We start from the raw sequence: 25,078 nt of genomic DNA on the forward strand, positions 1-25,078 counted from the left end.
CTTAGGCTTCCGGTTCGGGGTGAATGTGCGGGCGAGAATCGTGCGGGCACGGTGCCGCAGAATCCCCATGGCCGCAATGATCATGATGGTGCTGATAGAACACGCGGTTGGTGCCGAAAATCGCTTGATATTCAGGATGCTGCTGTACGCTTTCAGGCAGGCCGCTGCAGCAGATATGCTTATTCAGGCAGACCACGCGGTGTGTACCCTGCATGACCCACTGCAAATCATGTGACACCATCAATACCGCACAGCCGTATTTTTCCGGCAGGCTGCGCACATAATCATACAGTTCCGCTTCGGACTGAATATCCAGGCCTTGCATCGGCTCATCTAAAACCAGCACATCCGGCTGACGCAGCAGCGCCCGGGCAATCAGCACCCGCTGGCGCTCGCCGCCGGACAGCTGTTGCACTTTGGCGTCCTGCAGCTTTGCAATGCCTGTATCACGGATAACCTCTGCCTTTATAGAGGCTTCACATTTTTCTAAGGCCAGCAAATCACAGACCCGCAGCGGCAAGCTGTGGGATGGGTTGAATTTTTGCGGCACATAGGAGAATTTTAAATTCTTGGCTGCGATGACTTGCCCAGACTTGGGTTTCAGAATGCCAAGCAGGACTTTGATCAGGGTCGATTTGCCAGCGCCGTTCGGGCCAATCAGCGTGACAATTTCACGGTCATGCAGGGTGAAATCAACATTTTTCAGAATATCGCGTTCATCAATCCGCACATGGATGTTTTTCAGCTCAATCAGAGGAGCTGTGCTTAGGGTTTGCTGCACTGCTGACAGATTCCTGAAATTTCAATAATGCTGTGGTGCGCGGTGAAATGATCAGACGCAGACAATTCATCCAGCTGCTGCAGCAGGCCTTGCGCAGAAGCTTCTTTCACCGTTTTACATTCGGTGCAGATTAAAAAGGCAGCCTGATGACCCTCACGCGGGTGGCAGCAGGGAATATAGGCATTAATTGAGGTTAAACGGTGAATTAAGCCTTTTTCCAATAAAAAGTCTAAAGTGCGGTACACCGTAGGCGGGGCAGCAGGGCGGTCAGAATCACTTTTGATTTTTGCCAAAAGGTCATAAGCGCCCATGGGGCCTGCAGCATTTAAAATCAGCTCCAGCACTTCCTTGCGCAAAGGGGTGAGGCGCGCGCCTGAAGCCGAACACATGCTTTCAGCGTCTGCAAGCCGCTGCGCCACATTCGGGTGGTCGTGCACGCCATGCAATGCATTATGATGTTCGTGCGAACAAGAGCTCATGATTAACCTCAAGTGCGAAACTATAAAAGAAAAAGACTTTAAATCTTAGCATGAAGCGAGGCAAGTTTCGATCAGGCATAGGTATTTTTGAGAATTTGTTATATTATAACACTATTCAATTTTTTAGTGATTCTCCCTATGTCCCGTATCTTGGCATTCTGTGCTTTTGCATTTTTCAGCTCAGTGAGCTGGGCGCAAGGATTAGTGGTTTCAACGCACCCAATCTATTTAATTGCACAGGAAGTGACGAAGGGCGTAGAGCAGCCGACACTGCTGCTGCAGAATCAATCCGGGCACGATGTCAGCTTGACGCCCATGCACCGCAAAATTGTGCAGGATGCCAGCTTGGTGATCTGGCTGGGCAAGGCGCATGAGGCGCCTTTGGACAAGCTGCTGTCCGGCAATCGCAAAAGCGTTGCGCTTTTAAACGCCGGCATACTCTCCACACTGCCGCTGCGCAGTCCGCGCGGGAAGGCGCTGCCGAATACTGTAGATACGCATGTTTGGCTAGAGCCGAACAATGCTGTGCGTATCGGTTTTTTCATTGCGGCCTTGCGTTCACAGCAAATGCCTGCGCACCGCGAACAGTATTGGGCCAATGCCAGAAACTTCGCGCATCATATGCTGATGGCTTCTCACCAGCTGAGCAGCGGCAATAATCCACAGCCTTACTGGTCTTACCATGACGCATACCAGTACCTGGAGCGTTCATTGAATTTAAAGTTTGCGGGCGCCTTGACGGATGACCCGCATATTGCGCCAACCATCGCGCAGATTAAATACCTGCAGGACAGCCGTCCGCAAGCCAAAATGTGCCTGCTGGCGGAAGGGCAGGCCAGTAAAAACCAGTATCAAAAACTTAATCCCATCATTTTTCAGCATGTGGATGAAAGCATGAACGCAGAGACCAGTTTTATCCATGCCTGGAAAACTTTAGCGGAGCAAACCCGCAGCTGTGTGCTAAATGCGCGGAAATAATGCAAAAAACAAACAGCAGTTGTTTAATTTGACAGCAATCCAAACATGCAAAAAAACCAGACTTAGGTCGGGAAAAGATTGCATGTTCAGGGGTGTAACTCTATAATGCCTGCGATTAAAAATAATCATCAGCTAAACTTGTCAAGCATAATTGCTGTGAGTGTACAAAAATGAGCCGAACTAGTCGCTTGATTGATCGACGATTAGCGAAAGCTTTGATCATCTTGCAAGCATTAATGATTCCTGTTTCAGCCTTGATTGGATGGGTCTTAAAAGATTCAGCAGCAGCATTGAGTGCGGCCTTAGGTGCACTGGTATGCTGGCTGGCAAGCTGCTATTTTACATGGCAGTCGTTTCGGGCCGCTGGCGCCCGAGCCACCAAACAAGTGCTGTCCAACATGTATCGTGGCATGATGGGCAAGTTTGCAATTGTGATTGTTGGATTCATTTTAATTTTAAGCAATGTAAAGCCGCTGTCACCGGCTGCATTATTTTGCGGCTTTATCCTCGTTCAGGCCATGACGTGGGTCGCTCCATTTTGGGCGTCACGTCTGCAGAAGCGGGTTTAAGCGCAGCTGAAATTGAAAAGTTTTTTCAGGAGCTGGCGAGATATCAAGCAGCACGCGATATTCGTGAGTTCCATTTAGTTTTTTGACATTGACCAGGTGTGATTTATGGCTGCTGAAGAACATGCCCTTACTTCGACCGAGTATATCAAGCACCATTTGACCAATTTGACTTATGGCAAAATGCCAGACGGTTCATGGAAATTGGCTGAGACTGCTGATGAAGCTCAACAGATGGGGTTCACTGCTATTCACTTGGATTCAATGGGTTGGTCTATCACGCTAGGTGTGATTTTCTGTTTGCTGTTCTGGTGCGTAGCGAAAGCTGCAAACTCTGGTGTTCCAACCAAGTTCCAGTCTGCAATTGAAATGATCATCGAGTTTGTTGACTCAAGTGTCCGCGACACTTTTCATGGCAAATCACGTTTAATTGCGCCTTTAGCCCTCACAATTTTTGTGTGGATTTTCCTGATGAATGCGATGGATTTACTTCCTGTAGATTTCATTCCGCACCTTGCAGGAATTATTGGTTCTAATGTGTTTGGCATGGACCCGCATCACGTTTACTTCAAAATCGTTCCATCTACTGACCCTAACATTACCCTTGGTATGTCATTGTCTGTATTTGCGCTGATCTTGTTCTACAGCATTCGTGAAAAAGGCATCGGCGGTTTTGTCGGTGAGTTGGCGCTTAACCCATTTAACCCAAGTAACCCAGTTGCAAAAGCGTTATTGATTCCAGTGAACTTGATTCTTGAATTGGTAACTTTCCTTGCACGTCCAGTTTCATTGGCTCTGCGACTATTCGGTAACATGTATGCGGGTGAGTTAATCTTCATCTTAATCGCGTTATTGCCGTTCTGGATCCAGTGGGCGTTATCTGTGCCTTGGGCTATTTTCCATATTCTCGTTATTACGCTGCAGGCATTCATTTTTATGATGCTGACTATCGTATACTTGAGCATGGCAAGCGAAAAGCATTAATGGTATTGCCTAACTGTCGATGGACGGTTGGGCGCACAATTTTTTAATTTAATTTGGTATAAACCTAACCTCTGAGGAATTATCATGGAACTCACTTTAGGTCTAGTTGCAATTGCATCTGCTATCTTGATCGCTTTTGGTGCTTTAGGTACTGCGATTGGTTTTGGTCTTTTAGGCGGCCGTTTCCTTGAAGCTGTTGCTCGTCAACCAGAATTGGCTCCACAACTTCAAACTCGCATGTTCTTAATCGCGGGTCTTCTTGATGCTGTGCCTATGATCGGTGTTGGTATTGGCTTGTTCTTCATCTTCGCTAATCCATTTGTAGGTTAATCAGCTTAATTCCTAAATTAAACTATTGAGGAATAGCAATGAATATCAACCTCACATTGATAGGCCAAGCAATTGCATTTGCGATCTTTGTCGCATTCTGCATGAAGTTTGTATGGCCACCACTAATCAATGCGATTAGTGAGCGTCAGCGTAAAATCGCTGATGGCTTAAACGCTGCTGAAAAAGCAAAAGCTGACCTTGCGGATGCGCAAGCTCAAGTGAAAGCTGAATTAGACGCAGCGAAAGCGCAAGCGGCTCAATTGATCGAACAAGCGAACCGTCGCGGTGCGCAATTGGTAGAAGAAGCGCGCACTCAGGCATCTGCTGAAGGTGAGCGTATCCGTCAACAGGCTAAAGAAGCTGTTGATACCGAGATCAATACAGCTCGCGAAGAATTACGTCAACAAGTGGCTGCTCTTGCAGTGACTGGCGCTGAGAAAATTCTTAGCCAGCAAGTTGATGCAGAAGCTCACAATGCCATGCTGACTCAGCTGGCTGCTAAACTTTAAGAGAGGCGGATTATGGCTGAACTCTTGACGTTGGCACGCCCATACGCTAAAGCAGCATTTGCTTACGCTTCTGAGCAAAGTGCAACTGACTCATGGTCAAAAGTGCTTGAATTGCTCAGTGCTGCGGTGCAAGACGAAGCATTTTCAGCTTACTTAAATCGCCCTGAGCTTACTCCTGCAGAGCAGGTAAGTGTTTTTGCCAAAGTTTTAGGCGAAGATCAGACCTCAGCAGTGTCAAACTTTTTGACATTGCTGGCCGATAATGGCCGTCTGGCGCTTCTACCTGAGATTTCTGCAGAATATGAGCAGCTCAAATCACAGAATAATAACTCTGTGGATGTTGTGATTGAATCAGCATTCCCATTGACTTCTGTACAGGAACAGTTACTTACGCATGCATTAGAGAAGAAATTCGAAGCTGCGGTAAATGTTTCTGTAGAAGTGAAACCAGAATTAATTGCTGGTGTTGTTATTCGTGCAGGCGACCAAGTGATAGATGATTCTGCGCTTAATAAGCTTGAAAAAATGCGGACTCGTCTTCTTGCTTAATTGCATATAAGAAGACTGAACTTTAAAAAGATTGAGGTATAGCGCAATGCAACAACTGAATCCATCCGAGATCAGTGCGCTCATTAAACAGCGTATCGGCGATCTGGACACCAGCGCGACCGCTAAGAACGAAGGGACCATTGTTATGGTTTCCGACGGTATTGTGCGTATTCACGGCCTTGCTGATGCAATGTACGGTGAAATGATCGAATTCGACGGCGGCTTATACGGTATGGCACTGAACCTAGAACAGGATTCAGTGGGCGTCGTTGTTTTAGGTAACTACTTAAGCCTTCAAGAAGGTCAAAAAGCTCGCTGCACAGGCCGCGTATTGGAAGTTCCGGTTGGTCCAGAACTTTTAGGCCGTGTCGTAGATGCTTTGGGTAACCCAATTGATGCTAAAGGCCCAATTGATGCGAAATTAACTGATGCTGTTGAAAAAGTAGCACCAGGCGTAATTTGGCGTCAATCAGTGGATGAACCTGTACAAACTGGTTATAAATCAGTAGATACAATGATCCCTGTAGGCCGTGGTCAGCGAGAGCTGATCATTGGTGACCGTCAAACTGGTAAAACAGCAATGGCGATCGATGCGATCATCGCACAGAAAAACTCTGGCATTAAATGTGTATACGTAGCAATTGGTCAAAAACAATCGACTATCGCTAACGTTGTGCGCAAGCTGGAAGAAACTGGCGCTATGGCGTATACAACTGTTGTCGCAGCGGGTGCATCAGATCCAGCAGCAATGCTTTATCTTGCTCCGTACTCTGGCTGTACAATGGGCGAATACTTCCGTGACCGCGGTGAAGACGCGTTGATCATTTATGATGACTTGTCGAAGCAAGCAGTTGCTTACCGTCAAATTTCATTGCTTTTACGCCGTCCACCAGGCCGTGAAGCGTATCCAGGTGACGTGTTCTATCTACACTCGCGTCTACTTGAACGTGCTTCTCGTGTATCTGCTGACTACGTTGAGAAATTCACTAACGGTGAAGTTAAAGGCCAAACTGGTTCATTAACTGCATTGCCGATTATTGAAACTCAAGCGGGTGACGTATCTGCATTCGTACCAACGAACGTAATTTCGATTACTGACGGTCAGATCTTCCTAGAAACATCATTATTCAACGCAGGTATCCGTCCTGCTGTGAACGCGGGTATCTCTGTATCTCGTGTTGGTGGTTCAGCGCAGACTAAGATCATCAAAAAATTGTCTGGTGGTATCCGTACCGCTTTGGCGCAATACCGTGAATTGGCAGCGTTCGCTCAGTTTGCTTCTGACCTTGATGAAGCAACACGTAAGCAGTTAGAACACGGTCAACGCGTAACTGAATTAATGAAGCAAAAACAATATGCTCCATATTCAATCGCTGACCAAGCTGTTTCAATTTATGCATCTAACGAAGGTTATATGACTGACGTTGAAGTGAAGAAAATCGTAGACTTTGATGCTGCGCTTGTTTCTTACTTCCGTTCAGAACATGCTGCGTTAATGCAAAAAATTGACGAGTCTGGTGCTTGGGATAAAGAAATCGAAGCAGCATTCAAAGCAGGTATTGAAAGCTTTAAAGCGACTCAAACTTACTAAGTTTCAACTGGTTTGAAATTTAGTGTTGGTTTGGTTCACGGAATCAACCTTCGGAAGCTCGAAAGGGCTTTCGAATACTAGGTTAAGCGTATGGCAAATTTAAAAGAAATTCGCGCCAAAGTCGCTAGTATCAAAAGCACGCAGAAAATTACTCGCGCGATGCAGATGGTAGCAGCTTCTAAGATGCGTCGTGCGCAAGAGCGCATGGCTCAGGGCCGTCCGTATGCCGAAAATATGCACCGTGTAATTGCTCATTTGGTTCAAGCGAATCCTGAATACAAGCACCGTTATATGGTTGAACGCCCTGTAAAACGCGTTGGCTATATCATTGTGTCTTCAGATCGCGGCCTTGCTGGCGGTTTGAACATTAACTTGTTCAAAAAAGTGGTAAAACACGTACAGCAGCAACAAGAGCAGTCAATTGAAGTTCAATTTGCTTTGATTGGTCAAAAAGCGGTTTCGTTTTTTAAAAACTACGGCGGTAAAGTACTTGGCGCAACTACGCAAGTAGGTGATGCACCAGGTCTTGAACAGTTAACTGGTTCTGTACAGGTGATGTTGGACGCATTTGATAAAGGCGAGTTAGATCGTATTTATCTTGTGTCAAACGGCTTTGTCAATGCCATGACTCAAAACCAAAAGATCGAACAACTTGTTCCTTTGGTTGCGGCTGAAACGGAAGAAGGCCTAAACCGTCAATACGGTTGGGACTATCTCTATGAACCTGAAGCTGAAGAGCTTTTAAATGGTTTATTGGTCCGTTATATCGAGTCTATGGTGTATCAAGGTGTGATTGAAAATATCGCATGTGAGCAATCTGCACGTATGGTGGCAATGAAAGCTGCAACCGACAATGCAGGTGACATCATCAAGAGCTTGCAACTTATTTATAACAAGCTGCGTCAAGCCGCGATTACTCAGGAAATTTCTGAGATCGTTGGTGGTGCCGCTGCCGTTTAACATTATTTTGAATTGAGGAGACAGCAATGAGTAGCGGTCGTATCATTCAGATCATCGGCGCGGTTATCGACGTCGAGTTTGAACGCAACAGCGTTCCTAAGATCTATGACGCTCTCCATGTTGATGGCACTGAAACTACTTTAGAAGTTCAGCAACAACTTGGTGATGGCGTAGTTCGTACTATTGCAATGGGTTCTACTGAAGGCCTTAAGCGTGGTTTGAACGCAACGAATACTGGCGCTCCAATCTCTGTACCTGTAGGTACTGCATGTTTGGGCCGTATCATGGACGTTCTTGGTCGCCCGATCGACGAAGCTGGCCCTGTTGCGACTGAAGCGCGTTTGCCGATTCACCGTCAAGCACCTTCTTATGCTGAACAAGCTGCTTCTACTGACCTTCTAGAAACTGGTATTAAAGTCATTGACTTGCTTTGCCCGTTTGCGAAAGGCGGTAAAGTTGGCCTGTTCGGTGGTGCCGGTGTTGGTAAAACTGTAAACATGATGGAATTGATCAACAACATCGCGAAAGCTCACTCAGGTTTATCTGTGTTTGCTGGTGTTGGTGAGCGTACTCGTGAAGGTAATGACTTCTATCACGAAATGAAAGATTCTAACGTTCTAGACAAAGTAGCAATGGTCTACGGTCAGATGAATGAGCCACCGGGTAACCGTTTACGCGTAGCGTTGACTGGTTTGACCATGGCTGAATATTTCCGTGATGAGAAAGACGAAAACGGCAAAGGCCGTGATGTACTATTGTTCGTAGACAACATCTACCGTTATACACTTGCGGGTACTGAAGTATCAGCATTGTTAGGTCGTATGCCGTCTGCTGTAGGTTACCAGCCAACTCTTGCAGAAGAGATGGGTGTTCTACAAGAACGTATTACATCGACTAAGTCTGGTTCAATTACCTCTATCCAAGCGGTATATGTACCTGCCGATGACTTAACAGATCCATCGCCTGCAACAACATTTGCTCACTTGGACGCTACTGTTGTATTGAGCCGTGACATCGCATCTTCTGGTATTTACCCAGCGATCGATCCACTTGACTCTACTTCACGTCAGTTAGATCCGCTTGTAGTAGGTGCTGAGCATTACGAAATCGCTCGTTCAGTTCAAAACGTTTTACAGCGTTACAAAGAATTGAAAGACATTATCGCAATTCTTGGTATGGACGAGCTTGCTGAAGAAGATAAATTGGTTGTTTACCGTGCGCGTAAAATCCAACGTTTCTTCTCTCAGCCGTTCCACGTAGCTGAAGTGTTTACTGGCGCGCCTGGTAAACTTGTACCGCTTAAAGAAACAATTCGTGGCTTTAAAGGTCTTCTAGCTGGTGAATACGACCACATTCCAGAACAAGCGTTCTACATGGTTGGTGGTATTGACGAAGTAATTGCTAAAGCTGAGAAACTTTAATTAGTTACCTAATTTAGGAGATTCTCATGTCGACTATGCAATGTGATGTTGTAAGTGTGAAAGAGTCTTTGTACTCTGGCGCTGTAACGATGCTAATTGCGAAAGGTGCTGGCGGTGAGTTGGGTATTATGCCTGGCCATGCGCCGCTGGTAACTTTGCTCAAGCCGGGCGCGATCCGCGTTCTGCTTGAAAACGGTACAGAAGAGTTGATCTATGTATCTGGCGGTGTTTTAGAAGTTCAGCCGCATGTTGTTACGATTCTTGCAGATACTGCAGTTCGTGCAGAAAACTTAGATGAAGCGGCAATTATTGAAGCGCGTAAACACGCTGAACAATTGCTTGCGAATCAAAAGAGCGACTTGGACTCGGCTGCTGCTTTGGCTGCTCTTGCAGAAACTGCTGCTCAGTTGGAAACCATCCGCAAAATCAAAAACCGCGCTCAATAAGAGACGGTTTGAGATTGAGAAGACCACCCGCAAGGGTGGTTTTTTATGGCTGAAATTTAAAAATAAGAATTGCTGAAAGATGATTTAATTGCTATTTTTCATGTGCTTATAAAATTTATATCAATGGGCTTTTTAATGTCAAAAAAATTATATTCACATTATTGCTATCTTTAGGCTTTGTGGGGTGTGCATCAGTGCCAAAGGCGGATCAGCACGCTTCTGATACAGTGAAACAATTCACAGCTCCGAAAGACGGCAATGCAGGGATTTATGTATACCGTTCGGCTTCAGTCAAAGGCGCCGCATTAAAGAAAGATGTTTGGGTCGATGGCGAATGCTTAGGAGAAACATCACGCGGTGTGTTTTTTTATAAAGAAGTCTTAGGAAACCGTAACCATACTATTTCTACGGAATCTGAGTTTTCACCAAACCACCTTGAGATTCAGACTGAAGCCGGTAAGCAATATTTTGTTCAGCAATTTATTAAAATGGGTGCATTTACTGGCGGAGCAAATTTAAAACAGGTTGATGAGCAAACCGGAAAGCGGGCGGTTAGTGAATATGCATTTGCTAAAGGCGGAAATTGCAGCAAGGCAGCGCTTGCATTGAAATAATGGACAATCCTGAGATAAAAGATTAAAACCGCCTAAATTGGCGGTTTTAATCTTTTAGTGTCATAAAAACTTAGGCTGCGCTATCTAAAGTGGCATATATTTTATTCATCCCATGTATTAAGTTAAATTCATTACTTTCACAAATTTTATCTAATGAACCTTATTGCTTTTGAACCGCACTTTTGGGAACTTTACCAAGACTTTGATCACTATTATTTAAGCATTGCTGTCGATATGAGCTCAGTGGTGTCGTGCTGGGATGTTGAATTGACCCATGAAGAAGTACAGCAATATGAACACCGTGGACGAGTCAGTATTCAAGAGCTGGCAAAAACGATGGTAGCAGCCGCATATAAAGGCGATTTTTCAGCGATGGAAAGCCGATTAGTAAAATCGTATGAACGTCAAGCGATGCATGCCGCGTACAGAATATGGCGGCATAGCCTAAAGGCGGAATAAAATCTGAGGCCAGAATAGTTGAAAATTCACCATTGCTGCCATGCGGGTTCTAAAAGCTTTATTCAGGCCTTTATCTAAACTGGATGATTCTAGCTTTGCTGAATTGCACGTGCATTCCCTTTAGAAAGGCCACCTTCATTATTCGAAAGCGATTCTATACTCAATGTGCTGTTTAATCTGGATTTTTAATCATAATTAAGCACATCAAAACAATTCATTTGAATACGCTGCATATAATTGCACCTTGTTTGGGAGTTGGGCAAGGGCGATCAATGATGCTGCAGTTTCTAAAGCTGAACAGACTCTAAAAGTCCTAGTTTTAAATTGTGCTGCGGCGGAAATGAAGATTGCAAAGGAATTGCAAGAGCAGGCATCTAAAATCATCAAATCCGCTACAAATCCGCCACTTTTGATAATTTATATATTCTATATAGTTGAGTAATAGTTCTTAAAAAAGAACTTTCTTGATATTTGGAATATGGAGAACAGCATAATGGCGAATACGATGAAAGCAGCGGTAGTCACTGAATTTAATCAGCCGCTGCAAATACAAGAGGTCGAAATTCCTAAAATCAGTCCGGGAAAAGTACTGGTCAAGATGATTGCCACAGGGGTTTGCCATACCGATCTGCATGCGATGCATGGCGATTGGCCAGTGAAACCGACCTTGCCTTTTATTCCGGGACATGAAGGCGTGGGCGAAGTCATTGAGGTTGGTGACGGGATTGAACATTTAACAGCCGGTGATATTGTGGGGGTTCCATGGCTTTATTCAGCCTGCGGCCATTGCGATCATTGCTATGCAGGCTGGGAAACGTTATGTAAAAAACAACAAAATTCAGGTTATTCCGTCAACGGCAGTTTTGCCGAATATTGCCTGGCAGATGGTGATTATGTCGGGGTGATTCCTGAAGGTGTGGATCTGCTGGAAATAGCGCCGATTTTATGCGCCGGCGTGACGGTCTATAAAGGCTTAAAAATGACGGAGGCCAAAACAGGAGATTGGGTTGCCATTTCCGGAATTGGCGGTTTGGGCCATGTCGCTATTCAGTATGCCAAAACCATGGGCTTTAATGTGGTCGCCATTGATGTTGATGACAGTAAAATTGAGCTGGCCAAAAACTTGGGTGCCGATGTTGCCATTAATGCGCTGAAAGCGGATGTGAAAGAACAAGTGCTCAAAGCCACCGACGGTGAGGGTTGCCATGGCGTGCTGGTGACCGCGGTATCCCCAAAAGCATTTGAACAAGCCGTTGCAATTGTCCGCCGCGGCGGCACGATGGTCTTGAATGGTCTGCCGCCTGGCACATTCGACTTATCTATTTTTAATATGGTGCTTGAAGGCATTACGGTACGCGGCTCAATTGTCGGAACACGTTTGGACTTGAAAGAGGCACTGGATATTGCGGCGCGCGGTAAGGTGAAAGCGCATATTCATGTCGAAGCATTAGACAATATTAACGATATTTTCCACCGGATGGAGCAGGGCAAAATTGATGGCCGCATTGTCATTGATATGAGGCTTTAACTATAAATTTCACTCAGGCCAATTCGGTGTTCATGAATTGGCCTGAGTGGCTTGGAATACTAGCTTTCCTGAGCTTGCTGATCCTGTCCTTGTGAAATCAGCATGCCAGCCAATTTAACCATTTCGGATTGGATTGAAACCATTTGCTGCTCAATTTTTTTCAAATCTACTTTGCTTAAATCCACTTGACCGTTCAGGAAAGGTGAATTCAGCACGTCCTCATTGGCGGAAAGAATATTTTTGCGGATATCAGAGATTTCCTGCGTTTTTAAATGAACACTGCTTAAGGCCTGGTTGAATCCAGTGAGCTGTTTTTGCAGCTGGGCGGCGCTGTGCTGCAGTTTTTCATGATCCTTTAGATCGACAGCGCTTTGAAGCTCTGCTTGAATCTGCTGCAGCTGTTCCACATAGCCGCCGGCTTTCAGCTGCAGGTCTGCTACATCGCGGATAAGATAGAACATATTGCCGCTTTTCAGCTCAGTTTGCTGAGCAGGCGCATCGTTATCCGCAGCGGACTGAATGCCTTGGGATTGTTCAGTTTCAATTTGAGTCTGCTCAGCGCGGGTATTTTCAGGTGAGGCGGCTTGATCGCAGCCCAGCAATGCCATGCCGGCTGCAAAAATACTGAAAGGTAGGATGGCGCCTTGCAGGAATTTCTTCATTCGCTTTTAAACTCTGTATCAATTTATTGGGTCTTAGGCTGAATATAGGGATGAAATGTGGATTCAAAATAGATTGCTGCAAAGCGATAACAAAAAAGAGCGCCGAAGCGCTCTTGGGCAATCCCGTGACGGCGATTAACCGCCAATAATTTTGATGATTAAATGAGTCATAGCGTTGATTAAAATATAATCGCCATTTACTTTAATCCATTGCTGGTTTTTGCCCGGCTTGGCTAATTTTTTATACTTGCTGTGGTCAACTTTGTAACTATTGCCGCGGTACTGGCTTGGAACTTTTTGCCCTGCATGCCAGTCATGCAATGGGTTCACCGCTTTTTTATGCTGCTGCGCCTGCTGTTTTACAGGTGCTTCGTGATTGTGCGCTGCCTGAGGCTGATGGTTTTGGCTATTTTGCGGTGCAGCCATTGCAGGTGCAGCCACGAACGCTGTTGAAATCGACAGTACAATTGCTTTTATTAATGTATTCATAGGTTCACCTGTTTTTTACTGCGTCTGTTTCTCGATAGCTTCAGCATATAACTGATTTGCAGATAAAAATGGAATGAACTGTTGCTGCTTAATTAAAATAGTGAATAAAATGTGTATTTTATCTTATTATGATAATTAAAAATTATATTGAGGTTTATATCTTTGATACAGCCTTATTAAAGTCTTTAATTGATAACTTTAACAAGGTTGTATGCGTTTATTTATTTTGCCAATTCTGCATTGACGGCATCTACAATGCGGGCATCATCTGCTTTGATATCTGGCGCAAAGCGCGCAACAATCTCACCTTGCTTATTCACCAAGAATTTTTCAAAGTTCCACAGCACTTCTGGCGGCTCATTGGGCGTCAGGCCGTAATCAATCAAGTCTTTTTTCCACGGGCCTTCACCGGTGCGATCTGGAATGGCAGCCGTTAAGGTTTGATACAGCGGGTGCTTGTCTTCACCTGCGACTGAAATTTTTGAGAAAAGCGGAAAATCAACCTGATAATTCAAAGAACAGAATTGCTGAATTTCTTCATCTGACCCAGGCTCCTGCGCTAAAAAATTGTTTGCCGGAAAGCCTAAAATTTCCAAGCCTTCGGCTTTTTTGTCCTTATACAGCTGTTCCAAGCCTTCATATTGCGGGGTTAAGCCGCATTTAGACGCGACATTCACAATCAGCAGCACTTTGCCTTGATATTGATTGAGTGTGGTTTCTGCGCCGTCGATGGTTTTGACAGGGATGTTGTAAACTGAAGCGGCCATGCAATGATCCTGATTATTTGCGTTTTGATTGCAATGTTTTAACTGGAAAACTTGCAGGCGGCAAGTGCTGAAGCCTCAGGTTTTGATAATTTTTGTATGCGCAGTGCCGAACTTCCGTAAAATTCACAGAATCATGCAGTTAATATCGTGATGTATGATTCGAATCGTGCTTCAAGTGCGTCAATAATAAGAAGAAGATGCAACATAGCGGCATAATCTGTATATTTTATAGGGGCTTACAGTGTTCCTATGATGCCGGCGCTGATTTGGGTGCTGAATAGGGTGGCTACCCGATATGCAGCGGAGTGATGAATGGCCTATTATACCTGTGCCGCGCTTATGGCAATTTCTGGAGCGGCTTTGGCGCAGCGCAAGATTTTAACTGAGCCGGTGTCTGGCCTGTATAGCGTTTAAAGAATTCAATAAAATTGGAACTATGCTGATATCCCAGTTCAAAACTGAGGGCTTTAATGGATTTTCCCTGCCGCAGCTGCATGATGGCATACAGCAGTTTGGCGCGGTTGCGCCATTCCGATAAGCTGAGCTGCAGCTCGGCCTGGCTGATACGGTGAAGCTGCCTTTCGCTTATGGCAAAAGGCTCTAATACCTGCCGCAGGCTTTTCTGAAATAAAGCAGGAGCGGCTAAGTCCTCTAAGATGGGCTTGAGTGCCGGATGATGGGTTTGCGGCAGATAATGATGATGCTTTGGCGCACTGCTCAGCTGATCTAAAATAACCTGCAGCAGGTGGCGGAAATAATGCAAATGGCCCTGCTGCTGTACATGAAACGCTTCTAAAATCAATTGCCTGAAAAATACCGATACACTGAGCATTTCAGGCTTTACGGAAAAAATTTCACATAATTCAGGGTCTAAGCGGATTACGGCATAATGGGTGGTGTGCTGATCAACAGCAATGGAATGATGCGCTACGCGGGGCGGGATCCAAATGCCGTAACTGGGCGGAGACCATAATTTTCTGCCATTGACTTCATATTCCAAAATTCCATCGAGGCTCATATTAAAATCGCCCCATATGCAGCTATGAGGATGAACTTCTTCATCTTTTTCATAAAAAGACTGGCTGATCTCAATACGCTGTTCAATCTGCTCAATCATGTTCTAGAGTCCGGGCGCGGTGCGGAATAATGTCGCTTTAACAATATCATTGTCTGAATTTCAATATTTCATTTATATGCGACATTGCGCACAATAAAAAACAGAAATTGCTGAAAGAATGATTCTATGCAACACAATCCTAAAATGATGCGCTGGGCAGTCTTGCTGCCGCTGCTTTCCGTGTTTATTTGGTCGCTGAATATTGCGGTCACCCGTTATGTGACGGAGTATATTTCTCCAGTCAGCATCAGTTTTTACCGCTGGCTGGTGGCGTTTATTATGTTAACGCCTTTTATGCTGCCGCAGCTGTATAAAAACCGCGCTTTAATTCAGCAGCACTGGAAGCAGCTTGCGGTACTGGCCGCTTTTGGAATGGTGCTGTATCAGGGGCTCAGCTACAGCGCTGCGCATTATACCACTGCGACCAATATGGGCATTATCAATGCCTTTATTCCCGTCTTTACGATTTTAGTGTCCGTTTTTATTTTAAAAGAATGGCCGAACCGTTTTGCCTTGCTGGGCTGCCTGATTTCTTTTTCTGGCTTGCTTCTGGTTATTGCGAAAGGGCATTGGGCAAATCTGCTGTCTTTAGGCGGCCATGCGGGCGATGCGATTATGCTGGCTGCCGTTTTTTTCTATGCTTTTTATGGGGTGCTTCTAAAGAAATGGCAGCTTAAAATTCCTTTATTTATCAGTGTCTATGTTCAGATTTTTTTTGCCTTGCTGTACCATTTGCCGTTTGTGCTGTACTTGGGGCTGGATGCCATAAATGCGCAGAATGTCTGGAGCGTACTGTACGCGGGGATGTTCCCCTCGCTGGCAGCGCCATTGCTTTGGATGCTTTCGATTCAATATTTGGGGCCGAATCAAACCAGCGTCTTTATGAACCTGATGCCGATTGTAACGGCGGCGATTGCTTATTGCTGGCTGGCGGAGCAGTGGACGGTTTATCACAGTATAGGGACCGCTTTGGCTATTTTGGGCGTGCTGTTGGCGCAGAAAAAGTTGCCGGCAAGGGTTAAGTCGACTACTGAATAGAGGCAATCACAGAAAAAATGAAATATTTTTTGTAACTGTTCAGAAGAAGCAAGATATAAAATATAGCGCTACAAAGATTAAAATTGTCTTTGTTTTGCTAATAATGTGATCAAAAATAGGTATATATTTTGAATAAAATGCTGTTTTTTATCTTAAATTAATAACTTTAAGCTTTTTATTAATAGAAAAAATCTATTTGTTTGGCAGAAGGCTTTATCACATAATAATGGCACTGAAAACGGCATTTGGTGTTGACTGTTTTTTGCTAGATTTTCCAGACCCTCTGGATGTGATTTTTTGCACATCCTTTTTTATGCTCAGCCATTTCTATATGGCTGAGCTTTTTTTTGCCTGACAAGGCCTGCTGCCGTCATCGGCATTTATGCGCGGATAATTTCACCTGTTTCTGCATCAATAATTTTGCTGGGCTCTTGGCTTAAGCCTAAATCGCCGTTCAAATAATTCAGCTCATTGGCAAAATATTGGCTGGCTTCCTGCAAGGAGCGCGCTGGCTCAAGCCCTGCGGGATTGGCGCTGGTTGATACGATAAAGCCATTAAAGGCATGGCATAAGGCTGCGCAGAGCGAGTGGGTGGTGACGCGAACTGCGACTTTAGAATGACTGCCTTTAATCCAGCTGGGAATATGCCCGCCTGCCGGCAGCAGCCATGTGGTGGCGCGTTCAGCTGGCGAGCGGCGGCTCCACGATGCAATGACTTCTTCCTTTATTTCAGGGTTGAGTCCTGTCAATAAATGTTCAACTTGCGCAACATTGGCGGCCAGTAAAATCACGCCTTTTTCAATGGGGCGCTGTTTCAGCCTTAAAATTTCACGGAATGCCTTTTCGTTAAACGGGTCACAGCCTAAGCCCCAAACTGCCTCTGTAGGATATGCCAAGACCTGCCCTTTTTTTAGACAATCGGCTGCTTCGGCCACAGAGGTGGTAATCATGAGAATTTAACCTTAATGAAAATAATGAGGCTATTGTGAACCCTATTTTCCCGAACGGCAACGCAGATAGCAGCCAGCCTGCTGCATTGCGAGCCCCAATAATTCTAATTCCATGAGTTGGCTGGTCAGTGCAGCCGCATCCAGCTGAGTTAAAAGCGCGAGCTGATCCAAAGTTTGTCCAGCCCAATCCAGCTGCTGGTATAAGGCCTGCAGATGTTCAGGGATGCCAATCGGTTCCTGCATGTTTTCGGGTGCCGCAGGTTTTTTTGTGGCAGATTGCCATTGTGTCGGCAGGGCAAGGTCTTCAATGACCTGCAGAGGGTGGTCAATGAGAATTGCGCCTTCGCGGATCAGCTGATGGCAGCCTTGATGGAAGTCGCCGTAAATATGTCCTGGAATGGCAAAAACGGCTTTGCCTTGTTCGGCGGCTATTTTTGCTGTGATCAGTGAGCCGCTTTTCAAGGTGGCTTCAGCCACAATAACGCCTAGGCTGAGGCCGCTGACAATGCGGTTGCGCCGCGGGAAATGATGCTGCAAGGGAGGAGTATTCGGCAGGAATTCGGAAATTACGGCGCCGCCATTGCTCAGGATATCCTGTCTTAAGGCCTGATGCTGAGAAGGATAAGTTTGATCCAGCCCTGTTCCCATCACGGCAATGGTGCGCTGATGCTTTAAAGCGGCTTGGTGGGCTGCTTCATCGATGCCTTGCGCGAGTCCGCTGTTGATATAAAAGCCTTGTTCGCTTAAGTAAAAAGCAAAATCATAAGCCACTTGCCGGCCGTGCGGGCTGGGCTTGCGGCTGCCAACAATAGCCACTTGAGGCTGCAGCAGTGTATCAGGACTGCCTTGACCAAATAAAATAGGTGGACGGTCTGTATAAGGTAAGAGCTGAGGCGGGTAGGCCGCATCAATATCAATGAGGATGAAATCACTGCTTTGTTCAATCTGTTTCAGGCAGTGCTGAAATTTTCGCTGTTCGACTTCGGTGTTTGAATCTTGAACGCGCTGCAGATGATTTTTGTGTATACCTAAGCTTTGCCAAACAGGTAATTGATTCGGCTGGAGCGCTTCAGCAAGTGATGCATAGTGCGACTGAATTTTACGGAAACTGCTGAGAGAATGCTGAACTAAAAACCAGAGGCGAATGTAATCTAATTGCACGGAGCTGAATGAATTGAGCATAGCGAGACCTTTAAAACTGTCTTCTTTTTATTGTTTAAAAATAAAATGAGGCTGAATTTCAGCCCCATTTTTATACGCCTATAAAAGGATTATTCATCCAGCAGCGGCGGCTGAATGCTTGCGCCAACTTTAATTGGCAGCTCGCTGTCTAGAACAAAGGCATAACTTAAGTTATCAAATGTTTTGAACACCATGATATTGCCGATACGCTGCCCCGGAAGCTGAATACGCTCCTTGGTTTTTGGATCAGTCACAATCTCGCCTTTTTGGTTTACGCTGAACACATGGCCAGCTTCAACGCCTTGCAATGCGCCGCGGTCAATCGTCACGACGCTGTTGACTGCTGCAGTGCCGATTGAGCCCATAACACGGACAATGCTGCCGCCTGCTGTAATGTTTTCAGCATTGGTTGGATAGAACAAGGTTGGCAGCATTGGGTCATATTCAGGCAGAACGCGGTCACCGCGGCGGACTTCACCATTATAAGTATCTGTCAGTTCCAGTGTGATGATGTCATTTTCACCGCGTACAGCAATGCCTGAAGCCACTTGATTTAGCTCTAGGCCGGCATTGAACTTTTTGCCGTTTGCATCAGTCAGGGTATACGCTTCACCTTCACGGTAGACTGCATAGCGCTGGCCTACAGCCATGCCATTGCCGCGGGCATAAACAGTCTGGCCTTTGGCAGCCAGTACGCGCTGATCGGCAGTGCCTAAAATATAGGGCGTATTTTCCAGCGTTTCAGGTGCGACCACCATGCTGCGTTCCAGCCATTGCTTGATATATTCCAAAGGAATGACGGGAATCGCATTATTTAATGATTCGATGCGCACCTGCGGTTGAACTTTAATGCCGCCCGTATAGCGGCGGATGATGCCTTCACAGCCATCACCTTCATCTTTGCCGATGAGTGGCTTGCCATTATGGGTACACATCAATAAACGGTCACCAGGGAAAATCCAGTGCGGATTTTTGACGTGTTTATTGCTTGCCCAAATTTCAGGCCAGCGGACTGGATTTTTCAAGAATTTTTTGGAAATATCCCACAGCGTATCGCCTTTTTTCACCACATACACTTGCGGCGCGCCTGCTTTTAATGCAGGCGGATTGACATTGCGGGCAGGCGCTGCTTCAGCAACGCTGGCGATGCCAGCCCCAATGCTTAGGCAGACGGCAAGCGCTAATAATTGTTTTTTAAACCCCAAGGCACTAAAAGTTGGCATGCCCTTCAAAACCTTTTTCATTATCATAATTCCTAAAATTATGTATGCAGTTGCGTTATAATAACGATATTACACACAATTTTTTGATGAAGCATTCCTTCATTTTGTTTTTTGATCAATGGCATAAGTGAGGACGTCGTATGGCCTTATTACCTATTTTAAGTTTCCCTGATCCCCGTCTTCGTACCATTGCAAAACCAGTCGAAGAAGTTACTGATGAAATTCGTCAGTTGGCAGCAGACATGTTTGAAACCATGTATGAAGCGCCAGGCATTGGCTTGGCGGCAACTCAAGTGGATCAGCACATTCAGCTGATTGTCATGGATTTATCTGAAAATAAAGATGAACCCATGGTGTTTATTAACCCCAAAATTACGCCATTGACGCAAGAGACGCAGCCGTATGAAGAGGGCTGCCTGTCAGTGCCTCAAATATACGATAAAGTTTCGCGTCCGTCACGTGTAAAAATAGATGCAGTAGATTTGAATGGCGAGTCTTTTGAGCTGGAAGCTGACGGACTTCTCGCAGTTTGCATTCAGCATGAAATGGATCACTTAAACGGCAAACTGTTTGTGGATTATCTGTCTCCGCTTAAACGCCAGCGCGCCCGTGAAAAAGTGGAAAAAACGGTTCGCCAGCGCCAAAAAGATCAAGTTGCTGTAAAACGCTAAACTTTGCATTCGATTTTTCTTTAAAAAAAGACAGTATAAAGCCCAATTTTAATTGGGCTTTGCTATAATTATCGCCGACAAATTTTAGGATTTGCCTTTGTTTCTGCGTAGCGGCCTGCTGCTGTCATTTGCAGCGGTATTTTTACAGATTGCTGTTTTTCTACAGCCTTTGCTTCCGACGCAATATCAAATTGCGCCGGTCTGTGAAACCATCACGCGTGCACTTTTATTAGATTCCCCGCATCACCACTCTTCGCAGAATTCATCGGCGCATCATGCTGCCCATCACATGGCTATACAGGCAGACCATGCCGAGGCTTCTCAATCTGCTGGCCATGATCATGACGCGGGCCATCAATGCCAGTACTGTACGGTATACGGCAATCTGGTTTTACCGCCTGAACTGGATATCAAAGAAGTCTTAGACCGCATTCAAATCCGCTTAGCGGCTTTCCAGCAGGCATTTGCGCATGTCTGGTTTGCGCTGCAGCGGCTGTTTTTGCTGCCTCAAGGCAGGGCGCCGCCGCTTTTTGCATAAATCAACGTTTTAAAAATTTAAGGGTCTTGGTTGGCTCCAGCCCAGTTGTATTTATGTTTTAAGTGAGATTTAAAAATGGCTCAGCCACAATTTTTTTTACAGCCTTTGGCGGCTGCAATTGCTGTCGCGTGTACTTCTGCTGCATGGGCAAATTCATCTGACAATAAAATGGAAGCACAAGCCGTGCAAACGCTGGCACCAATCGTGGTGACATCACAGCAGGGCAGTGATGCCAATGGATTGATTGTGATTGCCGATCCCAAGCAGCCGATTCAGCCTGTGCCAGCGACTGACGGGGCAGATTATCTGCAAAGCATTATGGGGTTCAGCGCTATTAAAAATGGCGGCACCAATAGTGATGTGACCTTCCGCGGCATGTTCGGTTCGCGCATTAAAGTATTGGCGGATGGCTCTGAGAATTTAGGCGCTTGTCCAAACCGCATGGATGCGCCAACGTCTTATATTTCCCCTGAAAGCTATGACCGTATTTCGGTGATTAAAGGCCCGCAAACAGTGCAATATGCCAATACGGGGTCTGCGGCGACAGTTATTTTTGAACGGCAAAAACCGGAGCTGAGCGCTGCAAAGCCTTATCAAGGTCAAGCCAGCGTGCTGATAGGCTCTTTTGGGCGCCTGGATCATAATGTGGAAACAACGCTTGGGGATGAAAAGAAATATATCCGTTTAAATGCCAATCGTTCTGAATCGAATAGTTATCAAGATGGCGATGGCAATACAGTGCCTTCCGCTTGGGAGCGCTGGAATGCAGATGTCGCACTGGGCTGGACCCCCGATGAAAATACGTGGCTGGAGCTGACGGGTGGAAAGTCGGATGGTGAGGCTTTATATGCAGGCCGTGATATGGATGGCTCACAATTTGCCCGTGAAAGCTTGGGACTGCGTTTTGAAAAGAAAAACCTGACGGACGTCATTCAGAAAGTTGAAGGTCAGGTGAACTACAGTTATAACGACCATATCATGGATAATTTTAGATTAAGAACGCCACCAATGACACATGACATGATGACGCATCAAATGGTAGCGAATCCATCAGAAATGCAAGTCACCCGCCGTACTTTGAATGCCCGTTTCGCCATGACCAGTGAGTGGGATAAGCTGAATCTAATTACAGGAATCGACTCTCAGCAGAATCATCACGCAGGAGGCATGAAATCCTTGATGATGGATATGCCATTGGCCACCAATATGAAATTCCAGTCCTATGGAGCATTTGGTGAACTCGGCTATCAATGGAGTGAAAATTCAAAACTGGTGACAGGTGCTAGACTTGACCAAGTCAAAATCGAGGCGCTGAAGCTCAATGATGACCGTTCAGAAACTTTGCCGAGCGGCTTTATTCGCCTGGAAAATCAGCATCCTGAACATGATGCCAAAAGCTATATTGGTTTAGGTTATGTTGAACGCGTCCCTGATTATTGGGAGCTGTTCAGTACTGCGCATGGTAATTCAGGCATGTCAAAGCCTACTTTTAATGATTTGGATACGGAAAAAACCTTGCAGCTGGATATGGGTTATCAGCATCAGCATGGCGCATTCAATTCATGGGTTTCAGCGTATGCAGGTTTGATTAATGACTATATTTTAATGAGCTATCATGATCATCCAACCACAGGCGGGCATGCTCATGGCTCAAGCTTCAGTGCAGGGGCGAAAAATATCGATGCCACCATTGCAGGAGCGGAAGCCGGATTAGGCTATCAATTTAGCGATGCCATTCAGGCGGATGTCAGTGCCATGTATGCATGGGGCGAAAACACCACAGATAACAAAGCATTGCCGCAAATCGCGCCTTTAGAAGGACGCTTTAATCTGCGCTATGTTCAAGATAAATATACCTTGGGCATGCTGTGGCGTGTGGTGGCGAAACAAGACCGTATTAGCTTGAACCAAGGCAATATTGTGGGCTATGACATGAATGAGAGTAAAGCATTTAGCACACTGGCGTTGAATGCTTCTTACAATTTAATGCAAGATGTTGATGTCGCTGTTGGCGTGGATAACGTGTTAGATAAAACCTACACCGAACATTTAAATAAAGCCGGAAGTTCAGGTTTTGGTTTTGCCAGCAATGAACAATTCAATAATATCGGGCGCAATTATTGGGCGCGGATTTCGATGAAATTCTAAGTTCATTATTTTGAAAAATTAAAAAAAGCAGGGCATCCGCCCTGCTTTTTTGATCACGCTGCGCGCTATTGATGCATGCTGGCCAGCTGTTTGGCTTTGCTTTGATATAAGGCCAAGCCCTGCTTTTGTATTTCGCGGCCTTTCTGGATCAATTTTTGATGCAGAGCAGGCAATCGTTTTGCGCCGCTGTACAGCATCAAATTCCGTGCAATCAAATAGTAAGCAAACCAAGAAGCCGTTTGCGGTTTCAAGCCTAAACATTGCATGCGTTTTTTGCCAATGAAAAACTGAGTCAATTCTAAATGTTGCCGATAGGCAAGCTTTTGTTGCAAAGGGCGCAAATAACGGTACTGCCGTTCAAAAGGCTCTTTAGACAGGCTGGTGCCCAGCGCACAGCTGCTGTCATCCGATTTCGGGTGGGCAAACTGCATCCAGTACAGCAAACGCCAGCCCTCACTTTCTTTGGCAATCAGCCATTGTTCATCCACCCCCATCAGCCAGCCGATATAGCGCCAAAAATGTAAAAAGTTTTCAGTATCTTGCTGTGATGGGAAAATTCCAAGCGCCCGAATGCCAATCAAAACCACACTGCTGAATGCTAAATTGGTCATGGCAAGGTCAAATTGATTGATCGGCAGCCCCCAAGTGTCAGCATCCCATTTTGGATTTTTTTTCAGATGAACCCGCACCAGCGCATGGATGAAGCGGACATAAATCGTCGATGTGAATCCCGCGCCATATCGCTTCAAGCCGTCAGGTTCGGTAATATCAATCCACCATTTTGTGGTTTCGGCTAAGCGCGTGCCCGCCTGTTTATTTAAAGCGCCCGTCATCATCAACGGTTGATTGAACCCAGGAAATAAATAGCCAGTCATCAGGGATAAATCCCTCAGTACAAAGCCATTGTTGATTCCCAGCTGATGGGTGAATTGAAGGGCGCGATCAATTTTTTCTTCATCCAGCCAATCGGGCTTGTGCGCTATATGCTGGAAGAAATCGGTCAGTTCGGGAATGGACTCTGGAAGCTGCGCAAGGCCTTGAAACAAAGCGGTCTCAAACAATGGCCGGTTGTGTTTCGGATTTTGCATTACCCAGTGCACAACAGCATCCATAGCGGCATCGCCGGAATTGAGGGCTTTATTCAGGCGCAGATATTCTGCATAAGAGGGGGCTAAAGGCTTTGCCGTAAAATGGTTCAGCAGCTGAGTCAGCGCATCACTCCTTTGCATTTGCTGAAATGTAGCCAAGCGCTTAGGTATTTGAAGGGTCATTGCAGGTAGCCTTATTGCTGTTGTTTAATCCAACAGTAATATGAATATTTATTCGCATTCAATTCGCATTCCATTTCAGGCGGCGCAGGTCATAATGATGAGAAAAAAACCGCAGCAGCAAAGAGCTAAAATAATTGTGGAGCATGTCTTGCAGGCAGCGCAGCAGTGCATTGCGCAAGAGGGGCTGATTTATCTGACAACACCCAAAATTGCAGAGCGCTCTGGGGTGAGTGTGGGATCGATCTATCAATATTTTGAAAATAAAGAGCAGATTGTTGAGGAGCTGCTGCTACGCAAATCAGAACAGCTGGGCATAGCGCTGAAGCAGGCGGTGGTTGAACAGGGTGATCAGGAAATTCATGACATCATTCCACTGACCATTCAATTCGGTTTTGACATGCTCAAAGCAGATCAGGGCTTTTTAATTGAAATATTGAAACATTGGCATGTGTATAGTCATTCAGATGCATCTCAGGTTTTAGAAAAGCACTTTTTTGAAGTTGGCATGTACTTATTTAACCGCTATTACCGGCATTGGGACTTTGAAACTTTGAAAAACCGCTCTTTTGTGATTATCAATAGTACCCTGTTTACCATGATGCGCTATGTTAGTAATAATAACTTTCTTATTACAGAACAGCAGCTTAAGTTGGAGTTGTCGATGATGATCTTGGCTTATTTAGATGCAAAAGCGATTGGTGAAAACTAATTTTAATTAATTTATACATAATTATCAGTAGTTTATTGTTTTTATGGTTTGAAATTTAAGCACTCAATCAAGCAAATTAAAAAATAGGGTTGCGTGTGGTAGGAAATACTGTAGAATG

At 45.5% G+C, this 25,078-nt stretch carries 28 protein-coding genes; 18 read left to right on the plus strand and 10 right to left on the minus strand.

The genetic code is table 11. The annotated features are described in order from the left end of the window. Position 1 precedes the first annotated feature (1 nt). Both znuC and OKC24_RS08440 read right to left on the minus strand, forming a co-directional pair. Positions 2-781: a zinc ABC transporter ATP-binding protein ZnuC gene (gene znuC, locus OKC24_RS08435; protein WP_416346066.1), complete on the minus strand. Its 780-nt coding sequence runs from the start codon at positions 779-781 to the stop codon at positions 2-4. Further along, complete coding sequence (locus tag OKC24_RS08440) at positions 766-1,260, minus strand: transcriptional repressor (protein ID WP_005012089.1); 495 nt, start codon at positions 1,258-1,260, stop codon at positions 766-768. The genes znuC and OKC24_RS08440 overlap by 16 nt, the downstream gene beginning before the upstream one ends. A gap of 138 nt (positions 1,261-1,398) precedes the next feature. Between OKC24_RS08440 and OKC24_RS08445 the strand changes: the two genes are divergently transcribed. From OKC24_RS08445 to adhP, 13 genes are all read left to right on the plus strand, one after another. After that, positions 1,399-2,238 carry a metal ABC transporter solute-binding protein, Zn/Mn family gene (locus OKC24_RS08445; RefSeq protein ID WP_131276575.1) on the plus strand — a complete coding sequence of 280 codons (840 nt, stop codon included), beginning with the start codon at positions 1,399-1,401 and terminating at the stop codon, positions 2,236-2,238. Positions 2,239-2,408: 170 nt separating this feature from the next. Further along, on the plus strand, positions 2,409-2,807 hold the full coding sequence (locus OKC24_RS08450) for an ATP synthase subunit I (RefSeq protein ID WP_005012085.1): 399 nt from the start codon (positions 2,409-2,411) through the stop codon (positions 2,805-2,807). Between the two features lie 105 nt (positions 2,808-2,912). Then, positions 2,913-3,788 (plus strand): F0F1 ATP synthase subunit A, encoded by an 876-nt coding sequence (gene atpB, locus OKC24_RS08455; protein ID WP_005012082.1) that lies wholly within the window; start codon positions 2,913-2,915, stop codon positions 3,786-3,788. An 84-nt stretch (positions 3,789-3,872) separates the two neighbouring features. After that, positions 3,873-4,118 (plus strand): F0F1 ATP synthase subunit C, encoded by a 246-nt coding sequence (atpE, locus tag OKC24_RS08460; RefSeq protein WP_000424060.1) that lies wholly within the window; start codon positions 3,873-3,875, stop codon positions 4,116-4,118. Positions 4,119-4,156: 38 nt separating this feature from the next. Continuing rightward, a complete protein-coding gene (locus OKC24_RS08465) occupies positions 4,157-4,627 on the plus strand; it encodes a F0F1 ATP synthase subunit B (protein ID WP_005012078.1) in 471 nt (156 codons plus the stop codon). Between the two features lie 12 nt (positions 4,628-4,639). Then, positions 4,640-5,176, plus strand: a complete 537-nt coding sequence (locus tag OKC24_RS08470; protein ID WP_131276573.1) for a F0F1 ATP synthase subunit delta — start codon at positions 4,640-4,642, stop codon at positions 5,174-5,176. Between the two features lie 46 nt (positions 5,177-5,222). Then, complete coding sequence (atpA, locus tag OKC24_RS08475; RefSeq protein WP_130145537.1) at positions 5,223-6,767, plus strand: F0F1 ATP synthase subunit alpha; 1,545 nt, start codon at positions 5,223-5,225, stop codon at positions 6,765-6,767. A gap of 90 nt (positions 6,768-6,857) precedes the next feature. Then, positions 6,858-7,727 carry a F0F1 ATP synthase subunit gamma gene (atpG, locus tag OKC24_RS08480; RefSeq protein ID WP_130145539.1) on the plus strand — a complete coding sequence of 290 codons (870 nt, stop codon included), beginning with the start codon at positions 6,858-6,860 and terminating at the stop codon, positions 7,725-7,727. Between the two features lie 26 nt (positions 7,728-7,753). Next, positions 7,754-9,148: a F0F1 ATP synthase subunit beta gene (gene atpD, locus OKC24_RS08485; protein ID WP_130145541.1), complete on the plus strand. Its 1,395-nt coding sequence runs from the start codon at positions 7,754-7,756 to the stop codon at positions 9,146-9,148. A gap of 26 nt (positions 9,149-9,174) precedes the next feature. Next, on the plus strand, positions 9,175-9,594 hold the full coding sequence (locus tag OKC24_RS08490) for a F0F1 ATP synthase subunit epsilon (protein ID WP_130145543.1): 420 nt from the start codon (positions 9,175-9,177) through the stop codon (positions 9,592-9,594). A gap of 119 nt (positions 9,595-9,713) precedes the next feature. Further along, on the plus strand, positions 9,714-10,208 hold the full coding sequence (locus OKC24_RS08495) for a DUF2846 domain-containing protein (RefSeq protein ID WP_131276571.1): 495 nt from the start codon (positions 9,714-9,716) through the stop codon (positions 10,206-10,208). Positions 10,209-10,361: 153 nt separating this feature from the next. Continuing rightward, positions 10,362-10,667 (plus strand): hypothetical protein, encoded by a 306-nt coding sequence (locus OKC24_RS08500; RefSeq protein WP_130145547.1) that lies wholly within the window; start codon positions 10,362-10,364, stop codon positions 10,665-10,667. A 493-nt stretch (positions 10,668-11,160) separates the two neighbouring features. Further along, entirely contained in the window at positions 11,161-12,195 is a 1,035-nt protein-coding gene (gene adhP, locus OKC24_RS08505; RefSeq protein WP_130145549.1) for an alcohol dehydrogenase AdhP, read from the plus strand. Positions 12,196-12,254: 59 nt separating this feature from the next. Here adhP and OKC24_RS08510 read toward each other — a convergent pair whose 3' ends face one another. From OKC24_RS08510 to OKC24_RS08525, 4 genes are all read right to left on the minus strand, one after another. After that, complete coding sequence (locus OKC24_RS08510; protein WP_130145551.1) at positions 12,255-12,857, minus strand: PM1805 family lipoprotein; 603 nt, start codon at positions 12,855-12,857, stop codon at positions 12,255-12,257. A gap of 135 nt (positions 12,858-12,992) precedes the next feature. Next, positions 12,993-13,346: an RcnB family protein gene (locus OKC24_RS08515; RefSeq protein ID WP_130145553.1), complete on the minus strand. Its 354-nt coding sequence runs from the start codon at positions 13,344-13,346 to the stop codon at positions 12,993-12,995. 221 nt (positions 13,347-13,567) lie between these two features. Next, positions 13,568-14,113 carry a glutathione peroxidase gene (locus OKC24_RS08520; protein WP_130145555.1) on the minus strand — a complete coding sequence of 182 codons (546 nt, stop codon included), beginning with the start codon at positions 14,111-14,113 and terminating at the stop codon, positions 13,568-13,570. Between the two features lie 337 nt (positions 14,114-14,450). Further along, a complete protein-coding gene (locus OKC24_RS08525; RefSeq protein ID WP_130145557.1) occupies positions 14,451-15,230 on the minus strand; it encodes a helix-turn-helix transcriptional regulator in 780 nt (259 codons plus the stop codon). A gap of 126 nt (positions 15,231-15,356) precedes the next feature. Between OKC24_RS08525 and OKC24_RS08530 the strand changes: the two genes are divergently transcribed. Next, positions 15,357-16,268 carry a DMT family transporter gene (locus OKC24_RS08530; protein WP_130145559.1) on the plus strand — a complete coding sequence of 304 codons (912 nt, stop codon included), beginning with the start codon at positions 15,357-15,359 and terminating at the stop codon, positions 16,266-16,268. A gap of 380 nt (positions 16,269-16,648) precedes the next feature. Here the strand turns inward: OKC24_RS08530 and tsaC are convergent, their stop codons facing one another. The 3 genes from tsaC to OKC24_RS08545 form a co-directional block, all read right to left on the minus strand. Beyond that, a complete protein-coding gene (gene tsaC / locus OKC24_RS08535) occupies positions 16,649-17,218 on the minus strand; it encodes an L-threonylcarbamoyladenylate synthase type 1 TsaC (protein WP_130145561.1) in 570 nt (189 codons plus the stop codon). 42 nt (positions 17,219-17,260) lie between these two features. Next, entirely contained in the window at positions 17,261-18,400 is a 1,140-nt protein-coding gene (gene dprA, locus OKC24_RS08540) for a DNA-processing protein DprA (protein ID WP_130145563.1), read from the minus strand. 89 nt (positions 18,401-18,489) lie between these two features. Further along, the gene (locus OKC24_RS08545) at positions 18,490-19,644 is read right to left on the minus strand and encodes a LysM peptidoglycan-binding domain-containing protein (RefSeq protein ID WP_130145564.1); all 1,155 of its coding nucleotides are present in this window, start codon (positions 19,642-19,644) and stop codon (positions 18,490-18,492) included. Positions 19,645-19,763: 119 nt separating this feature from the next. Between OKC24_RS08545 and def the strand changes: the two genes are divergently transcribed. The 3 genes from def (at position 19,764) to OKC24_RS08560 (ending at position 22,980) form a co-directional block, all read left to right on the plus strand. After that, the gene (def, locus tag OKC24_RS08550; RefSeq protein ID WP_005012041.1) at positions 19,764-20,294 is read left to right on the plus strand and encodes a peptide deformylase; all 531 of its coding nucleotides are present in this window, start codon (positions 19,764-19,766) and stop codon (positions 20,292-20,294) included. Positions 20,295-20,391: 97 nt separating this feature from the next. Beyond that, on the plus strand, positions 20,392-20,832 hold the full coding sequence (locus OKC24_RS08555) for a DUF2946 family protein (protein WP_130145566.1): 441 nt from the start codon (positions 20,392-20,394) through the stop codon (positions 20,830-20,832). 75 nt (positions 20,833-20,907) lie between these two features. Beyond that, on the plus strand, positions 20,908-22,980 hold the full coding sequence (locus tag OKC24_RS08560) for a TonB-dependent copper receptor (protein WP_130145568.1): 2,073 nt from the start codon (positions 20,908-20,910) through the stop codon (positions 22,978-22,980). A 65-nt stretch (positions 22,981-23,045) separates the two neighbouring features. Here OKC24_RS08560 and OKC24_RS08565 read toward each other — a convergent pair whose 3' ends face one another. Further along, positions 23,046-24,251 carry an oxygenase MpaB family protein gene (locus tag OKC24_RS08565; protein WP_265464968.1) on the minus strand — a complete coding sequence of 402 codons (1,206 nt, stop codon included), beginning with the start codon at positions 24,249-24,251 and terminating at the stop codon, positions 23,046-23,048. A gap of 97 nt (positions 24,252-24,348) precedes the next feature. Between OKC24_RS08565 and OKC24_RS08570 the strand changes: the two genes are divergently transcribed. Next, a complete protein-coding gene (locus OKC24_RS08570) occupies positions 24,349-24,960 on the plus strand; it encodes a TetR/AcrR family transcriptional regulator (protein ID WP_130145574.1) in 612 nt (203 codons plus the stop codon). Positions 24,961-25,078 lie beyond the last annotated feature (118 nt).

Source organism: Acinetobacter entericus (genome assembly GCF_026168575.1).
Taxonomy (GTDB): domain Bacteria; phylum Pseudomonadota; class Gammaproteobacteria; order Pseudomonadales; family Moraxellaceae; genus Acinetobacter; species Acinetobacter bouvetii.

What these genes read in the sequence shown, in the direction of transcription:
- OKC24_RS08445 (WP_131276575.1), top strand. Translation starts at nt 1,399, where the DNA reads ATGTCCCGTATCTTGGCATTCTGTGCTTTTGCATTTTTCAGCTCAGTG.
- OKC24_RS08565 (WP_265464968.1), bottom strand. Translation starts at nt 24,251, where the DNA reads ATGACCCTTCAAATACCTAAGCGCTTGGCTACATTTCAGCAAATGCAA.
- OKC24_RS08560 (WP_130145568.1), top strand. Translation starts at nt 20,908, where the DNA reads ATGGCTCAGCCACAATTTTTTTTACAGCCTTTGGCGGCTGCAATTGCT.
- OKC24_RS08525 (WP_130145557.1), bottom strand. Translation starts at nt 15,230, where the DNA reads ATGATTGAGCAGATTGAACAGCGTATTGAGATCAGCCAGTCTTTTTAT.
- dprA (WP_130145563.1), bottom strand. Translation starts at nt 18,400, where the DNA reads ATGCTCAATTCATTCAGCTCCGTGCAATTAGATTACATTCGCCTCTGG.
- OKC24_RS08470 (WP_131276573.1), top strand. Translation starts at nt 4,640, where the DNA reads ATGGCTGAACTCTTGACGTTGGCACGCCCATACGCTAAAGCAGCATTT.
- def (WP_005012041.1), top strand. Translation starts at nt 19,764, where the DNA reads ATGGCCTTATTACCTATTTTAAGTTTCCCTGATCCCCGTCTTCGTACC.
- OKC24_RS08490 (WP_130145543.1), top strand. Translation starts at nt 9,175, where the DNA reads ATGTCGACTATGCAATGTGATGTTGTAAGTGTGAAAGAGTCTTTGTAC.
- OKC24_RS08510 (WP_130145551.1), bottom strand. Translation starts at nt 12,857, where the DNA reads ATGAAGAAATTCCTGCAAGGCGCCATCCTACCTTTCAGTATTTTTGCA.
- atpE (WP_000424060.1), top strand. Translation starts at nt 3,873, where the DNA reads ATGGAACTCACTTTAGGTCTAGTTGCAATTGCATCTGCTATCTTGATC.
- OKC24_RS08570 (WP_130145574.1), top strand. Translation starts at nt 24,349, where the DNA reads ATGAGAAAAAAACCGCAGCAGCAAAGAGCTAAAATAATTGTGGAGCAT.
- OKC24_RS08500 (WP_130145547.1), top strand. Translation starts at nt 10,362, where the DNA reads ATGAACCTTATTGCTTTTGAACCGCACTTTTGGGAACTTTACCAAGAC.
- OKC24_RS08545 (WP_130145564.1), bottom strand. Translation starts at nt 19,644, where the DNA reads ATGAAAAAGGTTTTGAAGGGCATGCCAACTTTTAGTGCCTTGGGGTTT.
- OKC24_RS08440 (WP_005012089.1), bottom strand. Translation starts at nt 1,260, where the DNA reads ATGAGCTCTTGTTCGCACGAACATCATAATGCATTGCATGGCGTGCAC.
- OKC24_RS08530 (WP_130145559.1), top strand. Translation starts at nt 15,357, where the DNA reads ATGCAACACAATCCTAAAATGATGCGCTGGGCAGTCTTGCTGCCGCTG.
- OKC24_RS08520 (WP_130145555.1), bottom strand. Translation starts at nt 14,113, where the DNA reads ATGGCCGCTTCAGTTTACAACATCCCTGTCAAAACCATCGACGGCGCA.
- OKC24_RS08515 (WP_130145553.1), bottom strand. Translation starts at nt 13,346, where the DNA reads ATGAATACATTAATAAAAGCAATTGTACTGTCGATTTCAACAGCGTTC.
- OKC24_RS08450 (WP_005012085.1), top strand. Translation starts at nt 2,409, where the DNA reads ATGAGCCGAACTAGTCGCTTGATTGATCGACGATTAGCGAAAGCTTTG.
- atpG (WP_130145539.1), top strand. Translation starts at nt 6,858, where the DNA reads ATGGCAAATTTAAAAGAAATTCGCGCCAAAGTCGCTAGTATCAAAAGC.
- atpB (WP_005012082.1), top strand. Translation starts at nt 2,913, where the DNA reads ATGGCTGCTGAAGAACATGCCCTTACTTCGACCGAGTATATCAAGCAC.
- atpD (WP_130145541.1), top strand. Translation starts at nt 7,754, where the DNA reads ATGAGTAGCGGTCGTATCATTCAGATCATCGGCGCGGTTATCGACGTC.
- adhP (WP_130145549.1), top strand. Translation starts at nt 11,161, where the DNA reads ATGGCGAATACGATGAAAGCAGCGGTAGTCACTGAATTTAATCAGCCG.
- tsaC (WP_130145561.1), bottom strand. Translation starts at nt 17,218, where the DNA reads ATGATTACCACCTCTGTGGCCGAAGCAGCCGATTGTCTAAAAAAAGGG.
- atpA (WP_130145537.1), top strand. Translation starts at nt 5,223, where the DNA reads ATGCAACAACTGAATCCATCCGAGATCAGTGCGCTCATTAAACAGCGT.
- OKC24_RS08465 (WP_005012078.1), top strand. Translation starts at nt 4,157, where the DNA reads ATGAATATCAACCTCACATTGATAGGCCAAGCAATTGCATTTGCGATC.